Genomic DNA, 19,854 nt, shown 5'->3' on the forward strand with positions numbered 1-19,854 from the left:
TAGCAATGCGCTTCCACCGCCGTCTCCTGTCCGCCGCCGCGCTGCTCCCCCTGGTCCTCGTCATTGGAGCGACCGAGCCGGAGCAACCCACGTCCGCCGGTGCCTCCGAAGACGGTGGGGCAGGGGCGGTGGTCGCCGCCCCTGGCACGGCGTCGCAGGCCGCCCAGACGGACGCGGGTATGTCGGGCTCCGCCACGGCGTCCCAGGATACCGCCCAGACAGACGCGGGGACTTCAGGTTCCGTCGCCGTCTCCGCCGCCGCGGTGCTCGGGGGCGAGTCGCCGGACGGAGGACTGGCGGCGCTGGCCGCGGAGCCGGGGATGGTTCCCCCGATGCCCGTACCCTCGCGCGAGAAGGCGCCGCCCATCGCCACGGTGAAGCCGCTGGCCAGGTCCGCGGACCTCATGGCCCGCGCGACGCTGGAGGGCGGGAAGCTGGTGGTGAAGGAGAAGGGCGGCAAGAAGAAGCAGCTCACCATCGACCCGGTGCTGCAAGCGTCGCTGACGCAGATCCTCCGCAACTACGAGACGCCCTACGGCGCGGCCGTGGTGCTGGAGCCGTCCACCGGGCGGGTGCTGGCGCTGGCGGAGCACTCGGCGGCGCGGCCGGAGCTGCGAGGGCTGCCGGTTCGCGCGGTGTTCCCCGCGGCCAGCGTCTTCAAGATCGTCACCGGCGGCGCGCTGCTGGAGGCCGGCGTCACACCGGAGACTGAAGAGTGCTTCCACGGCGGCAAGCGGCGCATCTCCGAGAAGCACCTGCAGGACAGCGAGCGGGACGGCTCCTGCTATTCGCTGGCGCTGGCCATGGGCAAGAGCGCCAACGTCATCTTCGCCAAGCTGACGAACAAGCACCTCACGGTGGACTCGCTGCGCCGCATGGCGGCCCGCTTCCGTTTCAACCGTGAGATTGAGTTCCCCGTGCCGACGGATGTGTCGCTCGCCGCCATCCCCGAGGAGACGTTCAGTCTGGCCAACACGGGCGCGGGCTTCGGGGACGTGTACCTGTCCCCGCTGCACGGCGCGCTCGTCGCCGCGGTGGCCGCCAACGAGGGCCGCTGGGTGGACCCCATCCTCTTCGAGCCCGAGGGCCCGGCGCCGCTGCTCCCGGTGGAAGGCGAGCCCGTCCTCACGCCCGAGGCCGCGAAGGCCCTCACGGTGATGCTGGAGGAGACTGTCACCAGCGGCACCGCGCGCGCCGTGTTCCGCGAGCGCGGCTTCCGCGTGGACGCCGCCGTGGGCAAGACAGGCTCACTGGCGGACCGCGAGCCCTTCCGCGACTACTCGTGGTTCGTGGGCTTCGCGCCCAAGGACAACCCGCGCGTCGCCGTGGCGGCCATCATCGTCAATGACCCGAAGTGGCGCATCCGGGGCACCTGGCTGGGACGCGAGGCGCTCCGGCTGGGCCTGGAGCGGCTGCCCGCGCCGGTGGAGATGACGGCCCCGGCCTCCGCCGCCGGCAAGCACTGAGGCGTCCGTCAGCGCGGCGTCAGCTTCACCAGCCCCGCGTCCACGAAGCCGGCGAAGAACTTCAGCGCATCCAGCTCCTGCAGCGGCGACACGTGGACGATGGCGGCCACGTCGCGCCGTCCATCGATGCGTGACAGCAGGTAGCGCTCCGGCGCGGCGAGCTGGAGCGTCTTCAGATGCCCAGGCGCGACCTGGAGCGTGGGGACCCTGGGCGGGTCGGCCAGCTCCCGCCGCAGGTGCACCAGGAGCTTCTCCTGGGCCGACTTGACGAACTCCGCCGTGCGGGGGGAGGGCGACATCTCATGCGCCCGCCGCGCCAGCGCCTCGCCGTCCCGCGCGTTGCCCGCGTCGAGGAAGAGCTGCGCGGCCTGGAGCACCTCGTCCGACGACGTCTCCGAGCCGATGATGCCCCGCTCTCCGCCCTCCTCCTCCACCACGGACATCTCGGACTCGGGCGGCTCGTCGGACACCTTCACCGCGTCCAGGCGGTAGAGCGCATACAGCCGCTGGTAGAGGAAGAAGTCCGTGGCGTGCAGCGCCAGCGCGATGCCGTCGATGGTGAGGCCTTCCTTGATGAGCTGGACGATGCGCTCGTCCATGCTCCCGGGCTTTCGCTCGGGCAGCTTGCGCTCGTCCACCGTGAGCCGGACCGCGCCGGACGGGAAGACGGCGCGGATGGCCTGCCAGGCCGTCTCCCGGAACTCGCCCTCGCGGTGGACGTCCAGCAGGTCCACGCTGACTTCCAGGCCCGCGACCTCCGGCGCCGTGTCCGCCGCCTCGAAGACGAAGTCGCCGTCCTCCCAATGGAAGGCGTCGAGAATCATCTCCCGGAACTTGTGGCTGAGCGTGCCGCGCACGGTGGCTTCCGGCACCAGCCCCGTCATCACCAGAATCTTCCCCAGGAAGATGCGCGTCTCCGCCTGGGTCGAAAAAGCCTTCTCCAACTGGTCCTCAGTCAGGTGCCCCATATTGATGAGGAACTGACCGAAGAACTCGCGCGGCTGGTTGGAACTGGCGCTGACCACATGGCCTTCGCGCAGTTCGAGTTGCTTGCGCACGTCCCCACGCTCCACCTTCAGGGACCCCGTCGCTCGCCGGTTCCCGAGATAGACGACGAGGTCCTTGAGAGGCATCGTCGAGAAGTCGCCAGACAAGCCACGCATTAACCGTTCATCCTGCCCCGCATGCGCGTCGATATCTACTCGAAACCCAATTGCTCTCTCTGTGACAAGGCGGCCGCCGTCGTGGAGTCCGTGCGCGCTCGCATCCCCTTCGAGCTGCGGATCATCTCCATCCTGGAGGACGCGGAGGCCTTCACCGCCTGGCGTTACGACATCCCCGTGGTCGTCATCGAGGGGGTGCCTGCCTTCAAGCACCGCGTGGACGCCGCGGAGTTCGAGGCGCGGCTGCATGAGGTCAAAGGTGGCACAGCCATTGCTAAATCCGCTGCCCAGAATGGGTAGCCAGCTTCCCTTCTCTAGTAAATCCGAGGGGATGAGGAAGTCAGGATGGGGTTCGAGGCTGTAAATCCGGGGTGGGCCTCGAAAAGCGGCAGAGAAAAGTTCACGCGGGAAGGTGGAACGGTGGGTGTGCGAAGGAAGCGAGTGGGCAAGGCCGGACAGCCGCCCACCGTGCTCGTCGTCGAGCCACGAGCAGCAGACCTGGAGCGGACCCGGTTGCTCCTGGCGGAGGCCGGCTTCCGGGTGGTGCCGGTGACGCGCTTCGACGCGGCGGTGCCACTCTTCGAGGTCATCCGCCCGGCAGCGGTGTTGCTGGCCGCGCAGGCGCCTGACTTCGCGGCCGTCCAGGTCGCGCGCCGGTTGCGGCAGCTCAGCCATGGCGCGGTGCCGCTGCTCTACCTGGTGGATGAGCGGGACGCCGAGGCCCGGCAGTACTGCCTGGAGCGGGGGCAGTGCGTGGACCTGGTGCCTCGTTCGGGCAGTGGCTCGGAGCTGGCGACGAAGCTTCACGCCCAGCTGAAGCTGAAGGACGCGGTGCTGCGGGCCGCGGCGGGGGAGGAGGCCGGCACGGCCCAGGCGCTTCATGACCCGGTGACGGGGCTCTACAACCGGCCCTTCCTGCTGGAGTTCATCAGCCTGGAGGCTCGGCGGGCGGAACGCTACGGCGGCGGATTCTCCGTGGTGGCGGCGGAAGTGGGGGGCTGGTCGGCCTTCCGCAAGGAGTTTGGACGAGGCATGGCGGAGCGTCTGCTCGTGTACAGCGCGGTGGTGTTGGGGCAGACGGTGCGCGACGCGGACGCAGTGGCACGGGTGGGTGACTGTCAATTCGCGCTGATGCTCCCGGGAACGCCCGCGGAGTCGGTTCAGGAGGTGGTATCCCGCGTGGCGGCGCGCTTCGACACGGCCCGCTTCCAGGTGGAGGGGAAGGTGGTGCGCACGTCACTGGAGCTGGGAACGGTGAGCTTCCCGGATTCGGTGGGCACGCCCACGCAGCTGTTGAGCGCGGCGCAGCAGGACATGCGACGCGTGCGTGAGTTTCGCCGGATGGTCGGGAGCACCTCCCGGTTGTCGGTGTGAGGGTGGGTAGGACTTCGATGCAGCGGGCGAGTGGAGGCGAGGGGATGGACCGGATCGCGGTGCTGGTGGTGGATGACGAAGAGGCGGTGCGCACGTTTCTGTCCGAGCTGCTCGGAAGTGCGGGGTACCAGGTGCGCTGTGCCGCGAGTGGCGCCCAGGCGCTGGAGATGCTCTCAGGGGGCTCCTTCGACGCGGTGTTGCTGGACGTGGTGATGCCGGAGATGAGCGGCCTGGAAGTGCTGCGCCGTTACCAGTCCATGGGCGGCGGCGCGCCCGTCATCGTGCTCAGCGCGCTGGCGGGGGCGGACGACGCCGTTCGGGCGATGAAGATGGGCGCCAGCGACTACCTGGCCAAGCCGTTCGGCAACGACGAGCTCCAGGACGCGCTGGCCCGGGCCCTGGGGACGCGGGCGCCGGAGCGTCAGGCCGTGGCGCCCGTCCTGCCCTCACGCACGGTGATGCCGGTGGTGGATTCGGCGCAGGAGCAGCGCGTCCTCATCTCCACCTCGCCGGCCATGCGCCGCGCGCGTGCGCTGGTGGAGCGCATCGCCGACACGGACGTCCCCGTGCTGCTGCTGGGGGAGTCCGGCACGGGCAAGGAGGTCATCGCGCGGGAGATTCACGCGCGCAGCCAGCGGCGCAACCGTCCGTTCATCAAGGTGAACTGCGCGGCGCTGCCCGGCGAGCTGCTGGAGAGCGAGCTGTTCGGCCACGAGCGCGGCGCCTTCACCGGCGCCACCGCCGAGAAGCCGGGCAAGTTCGAGCTGGCCGACCAGGGCACCATCTTCCTGGACGAGATTGGCGAAATGGCCATCCGGCTCCAGGCCAAACTGCTCCAGGTGCTCCAGGACGAGGAGTTCTTCCGCGTCGGTGGCAAGAAGAGCGTGCGCGTGGACAGCCGCGTCGTCGTGGCCACCAACCGCGACCTGGAGAAGGAAATCGCGCTGGGCAACTTCCGCGAGGACCTCTTCTATCGCCTCAACGTGGTGGCCATCCGCCTGCCGGCGCTGCGCGAGCGCCGCGAGGACGTGGTGCCGCTGACGGACCACTTCCTCAAGAAGTACGGCCGCGGCTACCTCAGCGGCGTGTCCGAGCTGCCCACGGAGGTGCTGCACGCCTTCGCGGACTACGACTGGCCGGGCAACGTGCGCGAGCTGGAGAACATGGTCCGCCGGCTGTGCGTGCTGAAGGACCCGACGCTGGTGCTCGACGAGCTCCGGGCCGCGGTCCGCGCACCCGCGAGCGCGCCGTCCCTGCCCACGTCCTACGCGGGTGACGACGGTGGCCCCTTCGGCCGCGCGCACGACGAGGGCTTCCGCACGCCGCCGCCCGCCGTGCAGGTGCTGGAGATGCCGTCGCGCGGCGCCGCCTTCGGGCTGGCGTCCGTCGCGCCACTGGCTCCGCCCGCGCACGCGCCCATGGTGATGGAGTCCGCGAACGCGGTGGTGCCCGCGCCGCGCTACGTCAATCCCTTCGACGTGCCGCAGCCGCCGCCGCCGCCCGCGCCCACCGGTGAGCTGTCGCTGAAGGACATCGGCAAGCGGGCCGCGATGCTGGCCGAGCGCGAGGCGATTCTCGCCATGCTCCAACGCACCGCGTGGAACAAGCGGCGCGCGGCCACCAAGCTGCGCATCAGCTACAAGGCGCTCCTCTACAAAATCAAGGAGTGCGGCATCATCGACCCGCGCGCGAGCGCTGAGCTGTAGGCGAGCCGTAACCGTCGCTTGCACTGTCCCCGCGGTCTCGCTATCGCGGGGACATGACGCCTCCTCTCGTCCTTCTGGGGTCTGGGTACACGCTCACGCGGCTCGCCGTGGCGGAGGCCCGCGCCGGGCGCGACGTGCTGGCGGCCACTCGCGACGCCGTGCGCCGCGCCGAACTTGAGCGCGCCGGGGCCCGCGTCACCGACCTGGAAGACGCGCTGACTCGCACAGCGGGGGCTCACGTCGTCGTCTCGGTGCCGCCCGACGCGGGGTTGGACACGCGCATCGCCTCGGCGCTGGCCGGCCAGGTTCCAGCGCGGCTCGTCTACCTGTCCTCCACCGGCGTCTATGGCCGCGCGCGGGGCCACGTGGACGAGGACACCCCGGTGGAGTTGTCCACGCCGTCGTCGCGCGAGCGCATCGAGGCGGAGTCGCGCTACCTGCCGCTGGGCGCCATGGTGATGCGCATCGCCGGCATCTACGGGCCCGGGCGCGGCATTCACACGCGCCTGCTGTCGGGGGCGCTCCGGCTGCCCGAAGGTGGCGGCGGACGCATCTCCCGCATCTACGTCGATGACCTGGTGGAGTCCATTCGCGTGGTGCTGACGCGCGGCGAGCCCGGCGCTTTGTACTGCGTCGCGGATGACCGCTCCGCGCCCACCGAGGAGCCGGTGGCCTGGCTCAGCCAGCGCCTGGGCGTGCCGATGCCGCCCCGCATTCCCCTGGAGCAGCTCAACGAGACAGTGAGAGGCGACCGCGACATCTCCAACGCGCGCCTGAAGTCGTTGGGCTGGGCACCGCGCTACCCGGACTTCATCTCGGGGTACACGGCGCTCCTGAAGGCGGAGGGCCACGGCGCCGGACCGACGCAGCTCGTCATCCGCAGGCTGGTGGCGGAGGACGCGGAGGCGTTCAAGGCGCTGCGGCTGCGGGGGCTGCGGGACAACCCGGAGTCCTTCGCGGCCTCGGTGGAGGAGGATTCGGCGCTGTCCCTGGAGGCCGTGCGCGGCTGGCTGGTGGGGGCGTCCCAGTGTGTCCTGGGCGCCTTTGACGGTGGGCAGCTCGTGGGCGCGCTGGGGCTGAAGCGCGAGTCCCGGGCCCGGCTGGCGCACAAGGCAGTGGTGTGGGGCATGTACGTGGCGCCGGAGGTCCGCTCGCGGGGCGTGGGCCGGCGGCTGCTGACCGCGCTCATCGACGAGGCGCGGAAGATGGGCGGCCTCAAGTGCCTGCTGCTCGCAGTCTCGGTGGGGAACGCGCCCGCGCACGCGCTGTACCGCTCGCTGGGGTTCCGGACCTATGGCGTGGAGCCCAACGCGCTGAAGGTGGGGGAGACGTTCCTCGACGAGGAGTTGATGGTCCTCTCCCTGTGAGCCGAGGCGGGTGACAGATTCTTGAGGGGCCGGTGTTCCAGGAGACGCGCGAGGCCGGAGGCGGCAGGACACGGGAACCGAGGGCTTTTCGCCGCGCTGGAGACGCACTGCGCATGGCCCCTGGCACCCCTGACTGGCTTCTGGAGCGAATCATCCTGCGCGAGCTGCCGCCAGAGGCGCTGTCGGCCGCGCGAGCCCGGCTCGAGCGTGAGCCCGGTGGCGCCGCGAGGCTGGCCCGGCTGGAAGCGGACTCCCGCCAGACGCTGGCGCGTCATCCGCCCGCCGAAGTCGCCGCCGAGGTGGCCCGGCGCGAGCGCGAGTCCCAGGTCCGCACGGAGACAGCGCGGCGCGACAACTCGCAGGGGTGGCATGGGCTGTCACTCAGCGTCCCCGTGGCCGCCTCGCTGGCGCTGCTCTTCATGTCCGCGCCGGAGGAGCAGCCGGAGCCGCCCGAGTCACCGGTGCCGCTCATCGTGATGCTGGATACCGTGCGCATCAAGGGTGGGCCGCGCCTGCGGGTCCACCGCCAGGGCGCGGGCGAGCCGGAGTTGCTCGGTGAACAGGCCTGGGCGCGCCGCGGTGACGTCCTGCAACTCAGCTACGTGTCGGGTGGAAGCCGCCATGGTGTCGTGGTGTCGGTGGATGGGCGTGGCGCCGTGACGCTGCACCATCCCTCGACGCTGTCGGGAAGCACGGAGCTGGGCCCTGGCGAGGCGGTGCCGCTGGCCCATGCCTACGAGCTCGATGACGCACCGGACTTCGAGCGCTTCCTCTTCGTCACGTCCGATGCACCCTTGGAGGTGGCGTCGGTCCTGGAGGCGGCGCGCGCGCTTGCTCGGCAGCCCACCGACGCGCGCACCCTGCCGCTGCCACTTCCGGATACCCTGGGCCAGACGTCCTTCACGTTGGAAAAGGTGCGGTGATGACGCGGTCCCTCCTGTTTTCGCTCCTGCTCGTGCCCGCCCTGGCCGCCGCGGCTCCCGCGTCCTCGGCGCCGCAGGCGTCGGTGCGCCGCTTCGCGCTGCTGGTGGGCGTCAACGACGGGGGCGAGGGACGTGCCCGGCTCCGGTACGCCGTCACGGATGCGCGCTCGTTCGGCGACGTGCTGGAGGAGCTCGGAGGGGTGCAGCCGCAGGACAAGCTGCTGCTGATGGAGAGCGACCGCGCGGCGCTGGAGTCCGCCCTGGTTCGCTTCAAGGCGATGCTGGCGGCGGCGACCACGCCGGGCACGCGCATCGAGGCGCTCATCTACTATTCGGGCCACTCCGACGAGCAGGGGTTGCTCCTCCAGAAGGACCGCTTCGGCTACCGCGAGCTGCGCAAGGCGCTGGAGTCGCTTCCCGCCGACGTGCGCATTGCCATCCTGGATTCGTGCGCGTCCGGCACGCTGGCCCGCCAGAAGGGCGGAGTGCGGCGTCCAGCCTTCATGGTGGATGCGTCCTCCGCGGTGCGAGGCCATGCCATCCTCACGTCGTCTTCCGAGGACGAGGTGTCCCAGGAGTCCGACCGCATCGGCGGCTCGTTCTTCACCCACAACCTGGTGTCCGGCCTGCGCGGCGCGGCGGATGTCTCCGGGGACGGCCGGGTGACGCTGCACGAGGCCTACCAGTTCGCCTTCCACGAGACGCTGGCCCGCACGGAGGAGACGCGGGCCGGGGCGCAGCACCCCGCGTATGACATCGAGCTGGCGGGAACGGGCGACCTGGTGATGACGGACCTGCGCTCCACCGCTGCGGTGCTCGTCCTGGGGGACCTGGTGGATGGGCGGCTCTACGTCCGTGATTCCCAGGGACGCCTGGTGGTGGAGCTGAAGAAGTACGCGGGCCGCACCACCGAGCTGGGGTTGCAGAAGGGCCGTTACTCGGTGATGCGCAAGGTGCTGGACCAGACTTCGCAGGCGGAGTTCGAACTGGGGGAGGGCGGCCGTACGGTGCTGGCGGCCTCCGCCTTCCGTGCGGTGCAGGGGGAGCTGACGGCCATGCGCGGCGGTGGGCCCCTGCCTGAGACACTCTCCGCGGGCGCTGGCGTGTCGGAGGTCGCGGCGGCGAGCAGCGGTCGCCGGTCGCGCTTCGTCAACGTGGGCCTGTTCCCCGGCCTCCAGACGAATGACCTCATGACTTCCGGCGTGCCCGTGGACAACCACGTCTCCCTGTCCATGGGCGTGTCCCGCATGGCGCGGCTGGACGGCGTGGCGATGGCCCTGGGCGCGAACGTGGCCACGGACAAGGTGGATGGGCTGCAACTGGCCCTGGGCGCCAACGTGGTGCGGGGCGACATGTCGGGCACGCAGCTGGCCGTGGGCGGCAACTGGACGCACGGAAAGGCGGAGGGCATCCAGGCGGCGATCGGGCTCAATGTGGCGCGGACCAGCGGCTCGCTCGGGCAGCTCGCGGTGGGCGCCAACGTGTCCGGCACGTCGCTGGTGGGAGCGCAGCTGGCCGTGGGCGGCAACTGGACGGCGGGGAGCGTCGACGGTGTGCAGGGCGCGGTGGCGTTCAACCAAACGCGGGACCGGATGACGGGCCTCCAGGTGGCCGTGGGCCTGAACTGGGCGGCGGAGGCCCGGGGCGCGCAGCTGTCCCTCGTCAATGTGGGCGGTGACGTGAAGGGCGCGCAGGTGGGGATCGTCAACGTGGCGGGGCGGATGAGCGGCCTCCAGCTCGGGCTCGTGAACGTGTCGCGGGAGCTGGATTCCGGTGTTCCGGTGGGCCTGGTGAGCATCGCGCGCAACGGCCAATTCCACGTCGAGGCCTTCGGTAATGACTTCAACTACGCCAACACCGCCATCAAGGTGGGCAGCCGCTACCTCTACACGACGCTCGTGTTGGGCATGGGCACCATGGAGGGCGCGCGTGGCCCCAGCCACTGGTCGCTGGGACTGGGGCTCGGCGCGCACATCCCAATCTCCGAGCGCTTCTTCCTGGACGTGGACGCGGTGTCGAACACCCTCTACGACTGGAACGTGTCCTTCGAAGGCAACCGCCGCCTGCACCAGCTCCGGTTGGTGGCGGGGTTCCAGGTGGCGCGGAACCTGGCCATCATCGGCGGGCCCACGCTCAACGTGTTGCACGACTCCAACGGTGAGCCCGTGGCGAACCTGAGCCGTCTGTCGAACCTGGACGCGGGGGGCGTGCTCCTGTGGCCCGGTGTACAGGTGGGCCTGCGCATCTGACGCAGGGGCCAATGGCTCCCATCAGCGATACGAAAGCGCGCCCGGCAATGACGTCTTTCCATGGGGACTTCCCCGGTGACAGGCTGACCCTCCGGCCCGGGAGCGTGGCCGGTGTCACCCATTCGCTGGGGGAGAGATGTCCAAGTTGCTGTTCGCGGCCTTCAATGACGGCGTGAGCCTGTCCATGGCGGGCAATCACGAGGCGGCCATCCTCGCGTTCGACAAGGTGCTCGCAGTGGACCCCAAGCACGTCCCCGCGCTCACGGGGAAGGGGGCCTCGCTGGCCACGCTGGAGCGCTTCGAGGAGGCGCTGCGCTGCTTCGAGCGCGCCATCGAAGTGGACCCCACCGAGGCCGAGGCCCACCGCGACGCCGCCCTCTGCCAGTTGGAGCTGGGGGAGCCGGAGGCCGCCGCGCAGCTGCTCCAGCGCGCCATGCAGCTCAACCCCACGCCGGGCTACCGCGAGTCCGCCGCCGTTCAAATCTACAACCTGGGCAATTCGCTGCTGACGCGGGGCTCCCGCCGCCCGGACAAGGCCCGCTACCGCCAGGCACGCCACGTCTTCGAACTGGCGCTGACGCTGTCTCCCGGCTCCGCCGAATGCGCCCGGGCCCTGGCCGACGTGTGGGAGCACCTGGGCGACACTGCTCAGAGAGACCACTACGCCCAGCTCGCCACCCGGCTCCGCCCCGTGCCGGCCTAGCAGGCGGCCCGCCGGGGCCTGGACGACACGAATCCCCACTCCGGTTTCAAGTCCGGACGCGGCAAAGCGGTTCGAAGTGTTACATGTGACGCGGCCTTTTTCCGCCATACTTCACGCAATTCGCGTAAAGTCCGACAGCGCCGCCCGGGAGAACCGAAGATGATTGTCATGCTCGAGCCGGACTCGCCGGAGTCCGTGGTGTCCGCCGTCCTCCAGGTTGCTTCCCAGTACAAGGGAGTGACGCCTCGGACGCACGTCATCGGGGGCTCCGAGTACACGATTACGGAGGTCTACCTGCTGGGTTCCACCGCGCAGGTGCCCGTGGAGCCCTTCGAGCAGATTCCCGGCGTGCGGCAGGTGGTGCGCGTGTCACAGAAGTACCGCGTCATCGGCCGGCACAAGGGCCAGCGGACGTCCGCGGGCTTCGAGTACAACGGCATCAACTTCGACGAGCGCTCCGTGAATGTGTTCGCCGGCCTGTGTGCCGTGGACAACCCGGAGAATGTGGACACGATGATGGCGGCGCTTGCTCGCTGCGGCATCCGCACCACGCGCATGGGCGCCTACAAGCCCCGCACCAACCCCTACGAGTTCCAGGGCCTGGGCGCCGCCTGCCTGCCCTGGGTGTTCGAGTCGGCGGGCAAGCACGGCATCAAGGTCATCGCGATGGAGGTGACGCACCCGCGTCACATCGACGAGATTCGCGACGCGCTGGAGCGCTCCGGCAATGCCACGGGCGTCATGCTCCAGGTGGGCACGCGCAACGCGCAGAACTTCGAGCTGCTCAAGAGCATTGGCCAGCAGCGCGTCTTCCCGGTGCTCTTCAAGCGAGGCATGGGCATCACCCTGGAGGAGTCGCTCAACGCGTGTGAGTACGTGGCGAGCGAGGGCAACCCGAAAATCATCTTCTGCCTCCGCGGCGTGAAGACGCACCTGGGTGACCCGCACCGCAACATGGTGGACTTCGCCCACGTGCCCGTGGTGCGCCGGCTGACGCGCCTGCCGGTGTGCGTGGATCCGTCGCACGCCATTGGCCAGGCCGCGCCGCCGCCGGACGGGCTGCCGGACGTCTTCCACGCCATTGGCCAGGGCATCATCGCGGGCGCGTCCATGGTGCTGGTGGACTTCCACCCGCATCCGGAGGCCGCCCTGTGCGACGGCCCCCAGGCCCTGCGCATGGAGCAGCTCTCCGCGCTGCAGCGCTACGTCCAGTTGGTGCGCACCGCGTACGAGACGGCCGTGCAGCACGGTGACGGGCTCCAGGCGACCAGCGCCTGAGCGCGCCTCACACCACGCCGTAGCTTCCGAGCACCCGCAGGGTGATGCAGGCGGCCTGGGCCGCGGCCACCGCCTCGCGCACCCGCGGGTCCTCCAGCGCGCCGTCCACGTCCAGGCACCACACGTACTCCCAGGCGCGGCGCTGTGGCCGGGACTCCAGCCTCGCGACGTTGAGGCCGCGCGAGGAGAAGGCGCTCATCACGCGGTACAGCGCGCCCGGCCCGTTCTCCACGGTGAAGGCCAGCGCCGTCTTCCGCCGCGTCCACGTCCGCTCGGGCGCGGGCCCCAGGGCGATGAAGCGCGTGAAGTTGTCCGGCGAGTCCTCCACGCCTTCCTCCAGCACGGCCAGTCCGTACAGGCCCGCGGACATGCGGCTGGCGATGGCGGCCGTGTGCGGAGGCTTCTCCTCCGCCACCTTCCGCGCGGCGATGGCGGTGTTCGTCTCCGGCATCGGTGTGATGCCCCGCCGGCGCAGGTAGCCCGCGCACTGCGCCAGGGCCTGCGGGTGGGAGAGGGCCTGCTGGACGTCGTCCAGTGCCAGCCCTGGTGGGGCCAGCAGGCAGTGGCGGATGCGCAGGGACAGCTCGCCCGTCACCGGCACGTCATGCTCCAGCAGCAGGTCCACCGTCTCCGCCACCGGCCCGCCCAGCGAGCTCTCCACCGGCACCACGCCGCCGTGCACGCGGCCTTCTGCCACGGCCTCGAAGACGGCGCGGAAGGTGAGGCAGGGGACAGCCTCCACGTCGGCGCCATGCAGCGCTCGCAGGGCCTCTTCTCCATAGGCGCCAGGCTCGCCCTGGAAGGCGATGCGCCGCGGCGACTCAGGCATGAGGCGCCTCCGCGCGCGCATACGTCCCCAGCACGCGCAGCGACGAGGTGAGCGGACGGATGTCGTCCAGCGCCGCCGTCACCGCCGCGGAGGCGGCGTGGCCCTCCACGTCCAGGTAGAAGCGGTACTGCCACGGCTGTCCCGGGATGGGGCGCGACTCCAGCTTGCTCAGATTCACGCCGCGCAGGGTGAGCCGCTGGAGCATCTCTCCCAGCGTGCCGGGCTTGTGCTCCAGCACCACCAGCAGGGACGTCTTGCACGGCACGCCGGGCGACAGGGGCGTAGCCTCGCGGCCCACCTCCACGAAGCGTGTGTAGTCGAAGGCCGGCTGCAAATCGCCCGCGAGCACCTCCAGGCCGAAGCGCTGCGCCGCCGTCTCGCTGGCGATGGCCGCCACCGACGCGTCGTTGCGCTCACGGACCTTCTGCGCCGCGCCGCCGGTGTCCACGTCCGGTACCGCGCGGGCCCAGGGCACCTTCTCCCGGAGGAACGTCTCGCACTGCGCCAGCGCCTGCGGATGGGACAGCACCTCCCGCAGTCCTTCCAGCTTCGCGCCCGGCAGTCCCAGCAGGCGGTGGTCCACCTGGCTGACCAGCTCCGCGGTGATGACCACGCCGCCCTCGGCGAGCAGGTCATACGTCTCGTTCATGCTGCCCGCGGTGGTGTTCTCGATGGGCAGCAGCACCAGGTCCTGCTCACCGCGGCGGAGCGCCTCCACGGCCTCTCTCGCATGGTCGAAACCGGACAGCAGCACGCCGCCCGTGCGGTGCCCGTAGCGGCGGCGCGCGGCCAGGTGGCTGTAGGAGCCCTCCACGCCAGGGTAGGCCACGCGCAGGGGCGTGGTGTCCAGGCGGGTGACGAGCTCGTGCTGCCGGGCCACGGACATGTCGATGAAGAGCCGCCAGATGCGCTCCACCTCGTGCGGGTCCAGGCCGTGCTCCGCGGCGCGGGTGCGGATGCGGCGCAGGAGCAGGTCCTCGCGGCGCTGGTCTCGGAAGGGCGCGGCGGCGGCCAGCTTCGCCCGGGCCACGTCGTCCGCCAGCGCCATGCGGCGGCGGAGGGCATCGAGGATTTCCTCGTCGATGCGCTCGATGGAGGTCCGGATGAGGTCGAGGTCGGGGAGGGTGGTCATCACGAGGTTCCAAGGTTGCGCCACATGAGGTGGTGCGGGCCGATGCCGGGCAGGTCGAAGGGCTCGCCTCGCTGCGCGAAGCCCTGCGCGCGGTAGAACCCGGAGGCCGTCATCCGCGCGTTGCACCACACCTGGGAACCGCCCTGCCGCGCCGCATGCTCCATGCAGGCCTTCAGGAGGGCGGCGCCATGGCCGTGCCCACGCAGGGTGGCGTCCACCGCCATGCCTCGCAGACGCCAGGCCGTGGTGGCGCGCAGCGCGTCCGGCGGCGGCTCCCGATATAGAGAGGCCACGCCCACCAGGCGGCCCTCCGTATAGACGCCCAGGTGGAGCGTGTCCCCGTCGTCATCTCCGGGGTAGACGGCCATCTCCGGAGGCTGGTTGGGACGGAGGATGGCGTGGCGGAGGCCGCGCGTCTCCTGAGCCGGAATCTTGCGGATGTCAGTGGGACTCACGGCGCCGGAGTATGCCTTCGGGGGTGGCGCCCCACCAGCGTCACCGTACTACTTCGGTAGTACTGTCTTCCCCATCTTCAACACCTGCTTGAAGTGCGTGGCGGTGACGGGAGCCACGCTCAGCCGGCCGCGGGTGACGAGCGGAAAATCCTTCAGTGCGGCGGTGGCCTTGATGGTGGCCAGGTCCACCGGCTGCGTGAAGGCGACGACGGGCCCCATGAAGGTGGCGGCCCAGTTCTCATCGGGAACGGTGGAGTCCGGTCCCGGCGGCGTGAGCACCTGGGCCACGCCCACCACGGCCTTGTCCTCGTTGGAGTGGTAGTAGAGGCAGAGGTCCCCGGGCTTCATCGCCCGGATGTTGTTGCGCGCCTCGAAGTTGCGCACGCCGGTCCACTCCGTCTTCCCGTCCTTCTCCAGTTGGGCGTAGGCGTAGACGGAGGGCTCGCTCTTGATGAGCCAGTACTGTGGCTTGGCCATGGTGGCGCACCTTATTTGTCCGAAACCGTGCGCGCCAAATGAAAGAGGCCGGCGCCACGCGTGGGCACCCGGCCTCTTTCATCACATCCGGACTACGCCTGCTTCGCGACGCTGGTGGCCGGCGTCGCCGGCGCCTTGTTCGTGAGCAGCGCGCTGCTCGCGTACAACGCCAGGCCCACCACCGCGACCACCGCGGCCTCCATCTGCGTTGCGAAGGCCACACCCATCAGGGTCATGGCTCCCGTGCCCATCGCGAACGACGCCGCTACCGCCCCAGCCGCCTTCCTCATCCGACCATCCCCCGTTCTCGCGAACTCATCACGCGTTGTGGACTTCATTGCCTCGCGCGAACCTCAATCCAATACGCGTGCCAGCCGCCAGCCCCGGGAAATGGGAAGCGGGAGGGGCCGCGGAGGGAAAAGTCGTTCCCTGTTCAGCGCAATGCCTGAAGAAAGCACCGGGTGCGACGCGGGTACGATGCCGGAAAAATTTCCTGAACCCCATGGGGTCTCCCAGGAGGGCACTTCGTAACCCACTGCTATCCAAGGGCTTTCCCTCCCTCCAGTACGTGGCACACGCGCTGCTAAGGCATCGCCGCCGGAAGCAACGTCCGGCCGCGGTAGGGCCGGGAGCGCGACACACGCTTTTGAGGGAGAGCTGACGATGGGCAAGACGAGCGCGGGGTTCTGGACGGTGTTGGGCGTGATGCTCCTGGGGGGCTGCGCGCACCAGTCGCAGGTGAAGGTGGACAACACGGAGCAGCCCTACCGGATTGGCCGCGAGGACGTGCTGGACATCGCGGTGTGGCGTGACGCGGAGCTGTCCCGGACGCTGCCGGTTCGTCCGGATGGCTACATCTCCATGCCCATGGTGGGCGAGGTCCACGCCGCGGGCAAGACGCCCACGGAGCTGGCCGAATCCCTGAAGGAGGCCTTCCAGCCGTACGTGCAGGATCCGCGCGTGACGGTGATTGTCCGCGAGGTGAACAGCAGCCGCGTGTTCGTCACCGGCGAGGTGGCCCACCCGGGCGCCTATCCGCTGCGCGGCCGCGTGTCGCTGCTGCAGGCCATCGCGCTGGCGGGTGGCTTCACGGACTTCGCCAACTCGGACGGCATCGTGGTCATCCGCACCGACAGCAAGGGCGGCCAGATTCCGGTGCGCTACAGCGACCTCATCTCTCCGGATGGCGGACACGAGGTCATGCTCCGGCCGGGTGACACCGTCGTCGTTCCGTGAAGGGTGATGACGCAGTGGGCGTCGTGGACATGGGCGGTGGTTGGCGTGCGGGACGGAGGGCGACGGTGAAGGGTAACTGGAAGAAGTGGCTACTCGCGGGCCTCATGTTCGGTGCGCCTGCCACGCAGGCCGCGACGGTGTGGGAACCCCGGCTTCGGCTGACGGCCGAGGAGCGGTTCGACGACGACCTGCGACTGGGCGGTGGTGACGGCACCGGCCAGTTGATGACGAAGCTGACGCCGCGGCTGGGACTGGAGGCGAAGGACGCGCGGCTCACGCTGGACAGCTTCTACGCGGCCGACCTGCTGATGCGGCATGGGTCGGGCAGGACGACGCTGGACCACCGGGGCGGGCTGGCGGCCCGGCACCAGATGACGCGTCGCCTGCGGCTGGACACGGCGATCCAGGTGTTCCGTGTCACGGACCCCAGCTCGCTGCCGCGTGACGGCCTGGCGCGCTCCACACAGCCCACGTTCTTCACGCAGGCGACGCTGGGCGTGACGAACCGCGTGGCGGAGCGGCTGGACGTGCGCGCGGGCTACCGCTTCGAGGCGGTGCGCATCATCGACGTGGGGCAGCGCGCGGGGTACGCGCACACGCCCTCCATCGAAGGCTGGTACCGCGCCACGCGCCGGCTCAGCCTGGGCCTGGAGTACCGGTACCAGGGCTTCCTCTATGAGGGGACGCTGACCCAGTCGCACGGCGCGGCGCTGGGGTTGCGGTATCGGCTGACGCGGCCTACCACCTTCACCGTCCGGGCGGGCCCCGTGCGGTACCTGGCGCCGGTGGGCCAGCAGGGTGGTTGGGTTCCGCGAGTGAACGTGGAGCTGCAGCGCGAAGGGGAGATGTTCGACGTGGGCGTGTCGACGGGACACGACCTGGTGGGCGCGAACGGTTTCACCAACGCGCTGTGGGCGGACTACGCGTCGGTGATGTTGGCGCGCCGGTTCACCCAGAAGTTCTCACTTTTTGGCGCGGCCAGCTTCTTCCGCAACGGGCAGGCCCCGTCGCTGGATTGGGCCGTGTTCAGAGGAGCGCCGCGGGTGTCGCAGGGCTACGCGGTGAGTGGTGGTGTGGAGTACCGCATTGACCGGCGCCTGTCGGCGCAGGGTGCGGTGGATCGGATCGCTCAGGTCGGGCTGGCGGATTCGGCGAGCGCGGTGGACCTGACGCGCAATGTGTTCGCCGTCCGTTTGGTGGTGACGCCTTGGTAGCTACAGCGCGTGGGATGGAGGAGGAGCGGAACATGGAGCGAGGGATGACGGCAGACCAGCTTCTGGGTGCCCTGTGGCGGCGCAAGGCCCTGGTCGGTGCCATCGCAGCAGCGGTCTTCTTGGTGGGCGCAGCCATCGTGATGACCCGGCCGAGCATGTACGAGGCTTCAGTGGTGGTCCGCGTGGAGCCGCAGCGGCCGGGTGAGGAGATGGTGCAGCGCACGGTGAGCGAAATCATCGAGCAGCGGCTGCTCACCGTTCGACAGGAGCTGCTGGCGCGTCCGGTGCTCCAGAAGGCCATCGAGGAGATGAACCTCTATCCGGACATCGTTTCGGAGAAGGGCATGGAGTCCGCGGTCACGCAGATGCGCAAGGACCTCACGGTGCGCGTGGAGGGTGAGACGGCCTTCGAACTCACCTACGCCAACCGCGACCCGCAAGTGGCGTCGCAGGTCGCCAACCGCCTGCCGACCATCTTCTCCGATGAGACGCTGAAGATTCGCCAGGCGCAGGCGGCTCGCGCCACCGACCTCTTCAACGAGGAGATGGTGCAGCTGGGCAAGGCGGTCAGCGCCTGGGAGGGCAAGATCTCCCAGTTCAAGGTGGACCACCTGGGCGAGCTGCCCGAGCAGATGGAGATGAACATGCGCGGCCTGGAGCGCGTGTCGCACCAGCTCCAGACGAAGTCCGAGGAGCTGCGTGTCGCCGAGGGCCGCCGCTCCGACCTGGCCCGCGCTCGCAACGCCGTGGACAGCGAGGCCGGCAGGCTCGAGGCCGCGGAGAACGGGCTCACCCGCTCCCTGGTCAACGCGCGCACCACCTGGACGGAGGACCACCCGGAGGTGAAGCGCCTGCAAACGGAGCTGGACGGCATGTCGACTCGCCGCAAGGAGGCCGAAGGGCGGCTGTGGGCCGAGCGCGCCGAGCGCACCCGAGTGGCCACGCTGATTGGCAACATCCAGCAGGAGATTCAGGACCTCCAGAAGCAGGCCGAGGCGTACCAGGGCCGGCTGAACAACACCCCGCGTTGGGCGCACGAGCTGGCGGTGATGAACCGCGACTACGAAATCGCGCGCACCAAGTACCAGAGCGTGGTGAGCCGCAAGGTGGAGGCGGAGATTGCGCAGGAGCTGGAGGCCAAGAGCGCCAAGAGCCTGTTCAACGTCATCTCCCCGGCGGGCGTGCCGGCGGCCCCGGCCCGGCCGGATCGCATGGCGGGCATGCTCATCGTCTTCCTCCTGGCCCTGGGCCTGGGTGTGCTGACGGGGGCGGTGCTGGAGATGCGTGACGACAGCCTGCGCGATGGCACCGAGGTTCGCCAGCGCCTGACGCTGCCAGTGCTCGCGGTGGTCCCGGAAATGCAGGGCAAGACGGAGCGGCGGATTCTGATGCCGGCTTCGGGGGCTCGAAACAGCGTGTCTAACCCCACGTCGTTGAACTGAGTCTCGCCGGAAAAGGACGGAGGACGGACATGGATCAGACGATGGAGCGGGCGGGCAACTTCCTCCCCCGAGTGGACGACAACCCGACGGGTGGCAACGCGGTGGACCGCCGGGTGGTGACGCTGACGGCGCCGGCATCGGCCGCGGCGGAGCAATACCGTAGTCTTTACTACAGGCTCGAGCGGATGCGGGACCTGCGGCCGATGAAGGTCGTCGCGCTCACCTCGGCGATGCCGGGGGAAGGCAAGACGGTGACGAGCGTCAACCTGGCGCTCGCCGCGGCCCGGGCGAACCCGGAGCGCCGCATCCTGCTGGTGGATGCGGACCTGCGCCGGGGCGGCGTGGCGGCCACGCTGGGCATGCGCAACAAGACGGGCCTGGCGGAGCTGCTGGCGGGGGACTGTGAGGTGCGGGACGTGGTGCGGCGGTTCAACTCCACGCGCCTGGCCCTCATCCCCGCGGGCGTCACGCCCGAGGACACCGCGCAGGTGCTGGCGAGCGGCCGGATGAAGCAGTTCCTCAAGGCGGTGCGTGAGGGCTTCGACGAGGTCTACATCGACCTGCCGCCCACGCTGCCTTTCGCGGACGCGGCCATCCTGGGCCACCAGGCGGACGGCGTGCTGATGGTCATCCGCGCCAACGTGACGTCGGGCAAGGCGGTGCACCAGGCGGTGGAGAGCCTGGGCGGCGCGCCCATCGTCGGGTGCGTGCTGAATGGCGCGGAGGTCCACTCGGCGCCGTACCTGAAGAACTACGAGAAGAAGTAGCGGCGGGTGGCTTTGGTTTCGGTTCCCGCCTCCTGGTGACAGGGGGCGGGGCCGGAGGTGGAAGAGGGTCGGG

The 19,854-nt window shown here is 70.0% G+C and carries 19 protein-coding genes; 13 read left to right on the top strand and 6 right to left on the bottom strand.

All coding sequences use genetic code 11. The features are described 5' to 3' along the window. Positions 1 to 5: 5 nt before the first annotated feature. Positions 6 to 1,466 (top strand): penicillin-binding transpeptidase domain-containing protein, encoded by a 1,461-nt coding sequence (locus tag OZ403_RS16405; protein ID WP_268784577.1) that lies wholly within the window; start codon positions 6 to 8, stop codon positions 1,464 to 1,466. Positions 1,467 to 1,474: 8 nt separating this feature from the next. Here OZ403_RS16405 and OZ403_RS16410 read toward each other — a convergent pair whose 3' ends face one another. Continuing rightward, positions 1,475 to 2,629, bottom strand: coding sequence for a DUF4388 domain-containing protein (locus tag OZ403_RS16410; RefSeq protein WP_268784578.1), 1,155 nt, complete (start codon positions 2,627 to 2,629; stop codon positions 1,475 to 1,477). 21 nt (positions 2,630 to 2,650) lie between these two features. On the opposite strand from OZ403_RS16410, the gene OZ403_RS16415 reads away from it, so the two are divergent. The 8 genes from OZ403_RS16415 to OZ403_RS16450 all read left to right on the top strand — a co-directional run bounded on the left by OZ403_RS16415 (position 2,651) and on the right by OZ403_RS16450 (position 12,229). Then, a complete protein-coding gene (locus OZ403_RS16415; RefSeq protein WP_140790994.1) occupies positions 2,651 to 2,929 on the top strand; it encodes a glutaredoxin family protein in 279 nt (92 codons plus the stop codon). A gap of 45 nt (positions 2,930 to 2,974) precedes the next feature. Continuing rightward, positions 2,975 to 4,003, top strand: coding sequence for a GGDEF domain-containing protein (locus OZ403_RS16420; RefSeq protein ID WP_140798288.1), 1,029 nt, complete (start codon positions 2,975 to 2,977; stop codon positions 4,001 to 4,003). Positions 4,004 to 4,047: 44 nt separating this feature from the next. Then, entirely contained in the window at positions 4,048 to 5,709 is a 1,662-nt protein-coding gene (locus OZ403_RS16425) for a sigma-54-dependent transcriptional regulator (RefSeq protein ID WP_140790998.1), read from the top strand. Between the two features lie 53 nt (positions 5,710 to 5,762). Further along, on the top strand, positions 5,763 to 7,076 hold the full coding sequence (locus OZ403_RS16430; RefSeq protein ID WP_268784579.1) for a GNAT family N-acetyltransferase: 1,314 nt from the start codon (positions 5,763 to 5,765) through the stop codon (positions 7,074 to 7,076). A 113-nt stretch (positions 7,077 to 7,189) separates the two neighbouring features. Then, positions 7,190 to 7,999: an ActD protein gene (locus OZ403_RS16435; protein ID WP_140874925.1), complete on the top strand. Its 810-nt coding sequence runs from the start codon at positions 7,190 to 7,192 to the stop codon at positions 7,997 to 7,999. Next, the gene (locus OZ403_RS16440) at positions 7,999 to 10,248 is read left to right on the top strand and encodes a caspase family protein (protein WP_268784580.1); all 2,250 of its coding nucleotides are present in this window, start codon (positions 7,999 to 8,001) and stop codon (positions 10,246 to 10,248) included. The genes OZ403_RS16435 and OZ403_RS16440 overlap by 1 nt, the downstream gene beginning before the upstream one ends. A 136-nt stretch (positions 10,249 to 10,384) precedes the next feature. After that, positions 10,385 to 10,951, top strand: coding sequence for a tetratricopeptide repeat protein (locus OZ403_RS16445; protein ID WP_140791007.1), 567 nt, complete (start codon positions 10,385 to 10,387; stop codon positions 10,949 to 10,951). Between the two features lie 159 nt (positions 10,952 to 11,110). Beyond that, positions 11,111 to 12,229, top strand: coding sequence for a 3-deoxy-7-phosphoheptulonate synthase (locus tag OZ403_RS16450; protein ID WP_140791009.1), 1,119 nt, complete (start codon positions 11,111 to 11,113; stop codon positions 12,227 to 12,229). 7 nt (positions 12,230 to 12,236) lie between these two features. Here the strand turns inward: OZ403_RS16450 and pheA are convergent, their stop codons facing one another. The 5 genes from pheA to OZ403_RS16475 all read right to left on the bottom strand — a co-directional run bounded on the left by pheA (position 12,237) and on the right by OZ403_RS16475 (position 15,412). Next, positions 12,237 to 13,058, bottom strand: a complete 822-nt coding sequence (gene pheA / locus OZ403_RS16455; RefSeq protein ID WP_140791011.1) for a prephenate dehydratase — start codon at positions 13,056 to 13,058, stop codon at positions 12,237 to 12,239. Further along, positions 13,051 to 14,190, bottom strand: a complete 1,140-nt coding sequence (locus OZ403_RS16460; protein WP_140791013.1) for a bifunctional chorismate mutase/prephenate dehydratase — start codon at positions 14,188 to 14,190, stop codon at positions 13,051 to 13,053. The genes pheA and OZ403_RS16460 overlap by 8 nt, the downstream gene beginning before the upstream one ends. Beyond that, on the bottom strand, positions 14,190 to 14,645 hold the full coding sequence (locus OZ403_RS16465) for a GNAT family N-acetyltransferase (RefSeq protein ID WP_140791015.1): 456 nt from the start codon (positions 14,643 to 14,645) through the stop codon (positions 14,190 to 14,192). Before OZ403_RS16465 ends, OZ403_RS16460 begins: the two co-directional genes overlap by 1 nt. Before the next feature lie 48 nt (positions 14,646 to 14,693). Next, entirely contained in the window at positions 14,694 to 15,122 is a 429-nt protein-coding gene (locus tag OZ403_RS16470; protein ID WP_140791017.1) for an EVE domain-containing protein, read from the bottom strand. A gap of 92 nt (positions 15,123 to 15,214) precedes the next feature. Further along, a complete protein-coding gene (locus OZ403_RS16475) occupies positions 15,215 to 15,412 on the bottom strand; it encodes a hypothetical protein (protein ID WP_237078328.1) in 198 nt (65 codons plus the stop codon). 373 nt (positions 15,413 to 15,785) lie between these two features. Here OZ403_RS16475 and OZ403_RS16480 point away from each other — a divergent pair, with 373 nt between their 5' ends. The 4 genes from OZ403_RS16480 (at position 15,786) to OZ403_RS16495 (ending at position 19,781) form a co-directional block, all read left to right on the top strand. Further along, a complete protein-coding gene (locus OZ403_RS16480) occupies positions 15,786 to 16,358 on the top strand; it encodes a polysaccharide biosynthesis/export family protein (RefSeq protein WP_140791021.1) in 573 nt (190 codons plus the stop codon). A 65-nt stretch (positions 16,359 to 16,423) separates the two neighbouring features. Next, on the top strand, positions 16,424 to 17,572 hold the full coding sequence (locus tag OZ403_RS16485; protein WP_174258793.1) for a hypothetical protein: 1,149 nt from the start codon (positions 16,424 to 16,426) through the stop codon (positions 17,570 to 17,572). A 14-nt stretch (positions 17,573 to 17,586) separates the two neighbouring features. Then, positions 17,587 to 19,014, top strand: coding sequence for a GumC family protein (locus OZ403_RS16490; RefSeq protein WP_140791031.1), 1,428 nt, complete (start codon positions 17,587 to 17,589; stop codon positions 19,012 to 19,014). A gap of 29 nt (positions 19,015 to 19,043) precedes the next feature. Further along, a complete protein-coding gene (locus tag OZ403_RS16495; protein WP_013939805.1) occupies positions 19,044 to 19,781 on the top strand; it encodes a CpsD/CapB family tyrosine-protein kinase in 738 nt (245 codons plus the stop codon). Positions 19,782 to 19,854: the final 73 nt, after the last annotated feature.

Origin of the sequence: Myxococcus sp. NMCA1 (assembly GCF_026810205.1) — a bacterium.
Classification (GTDB): Bacteria; Myxococcota; Myxococcia; order Myxococcales; family Myxococcaceae; genus Myxococcus; species Myxococcus xanthus_A.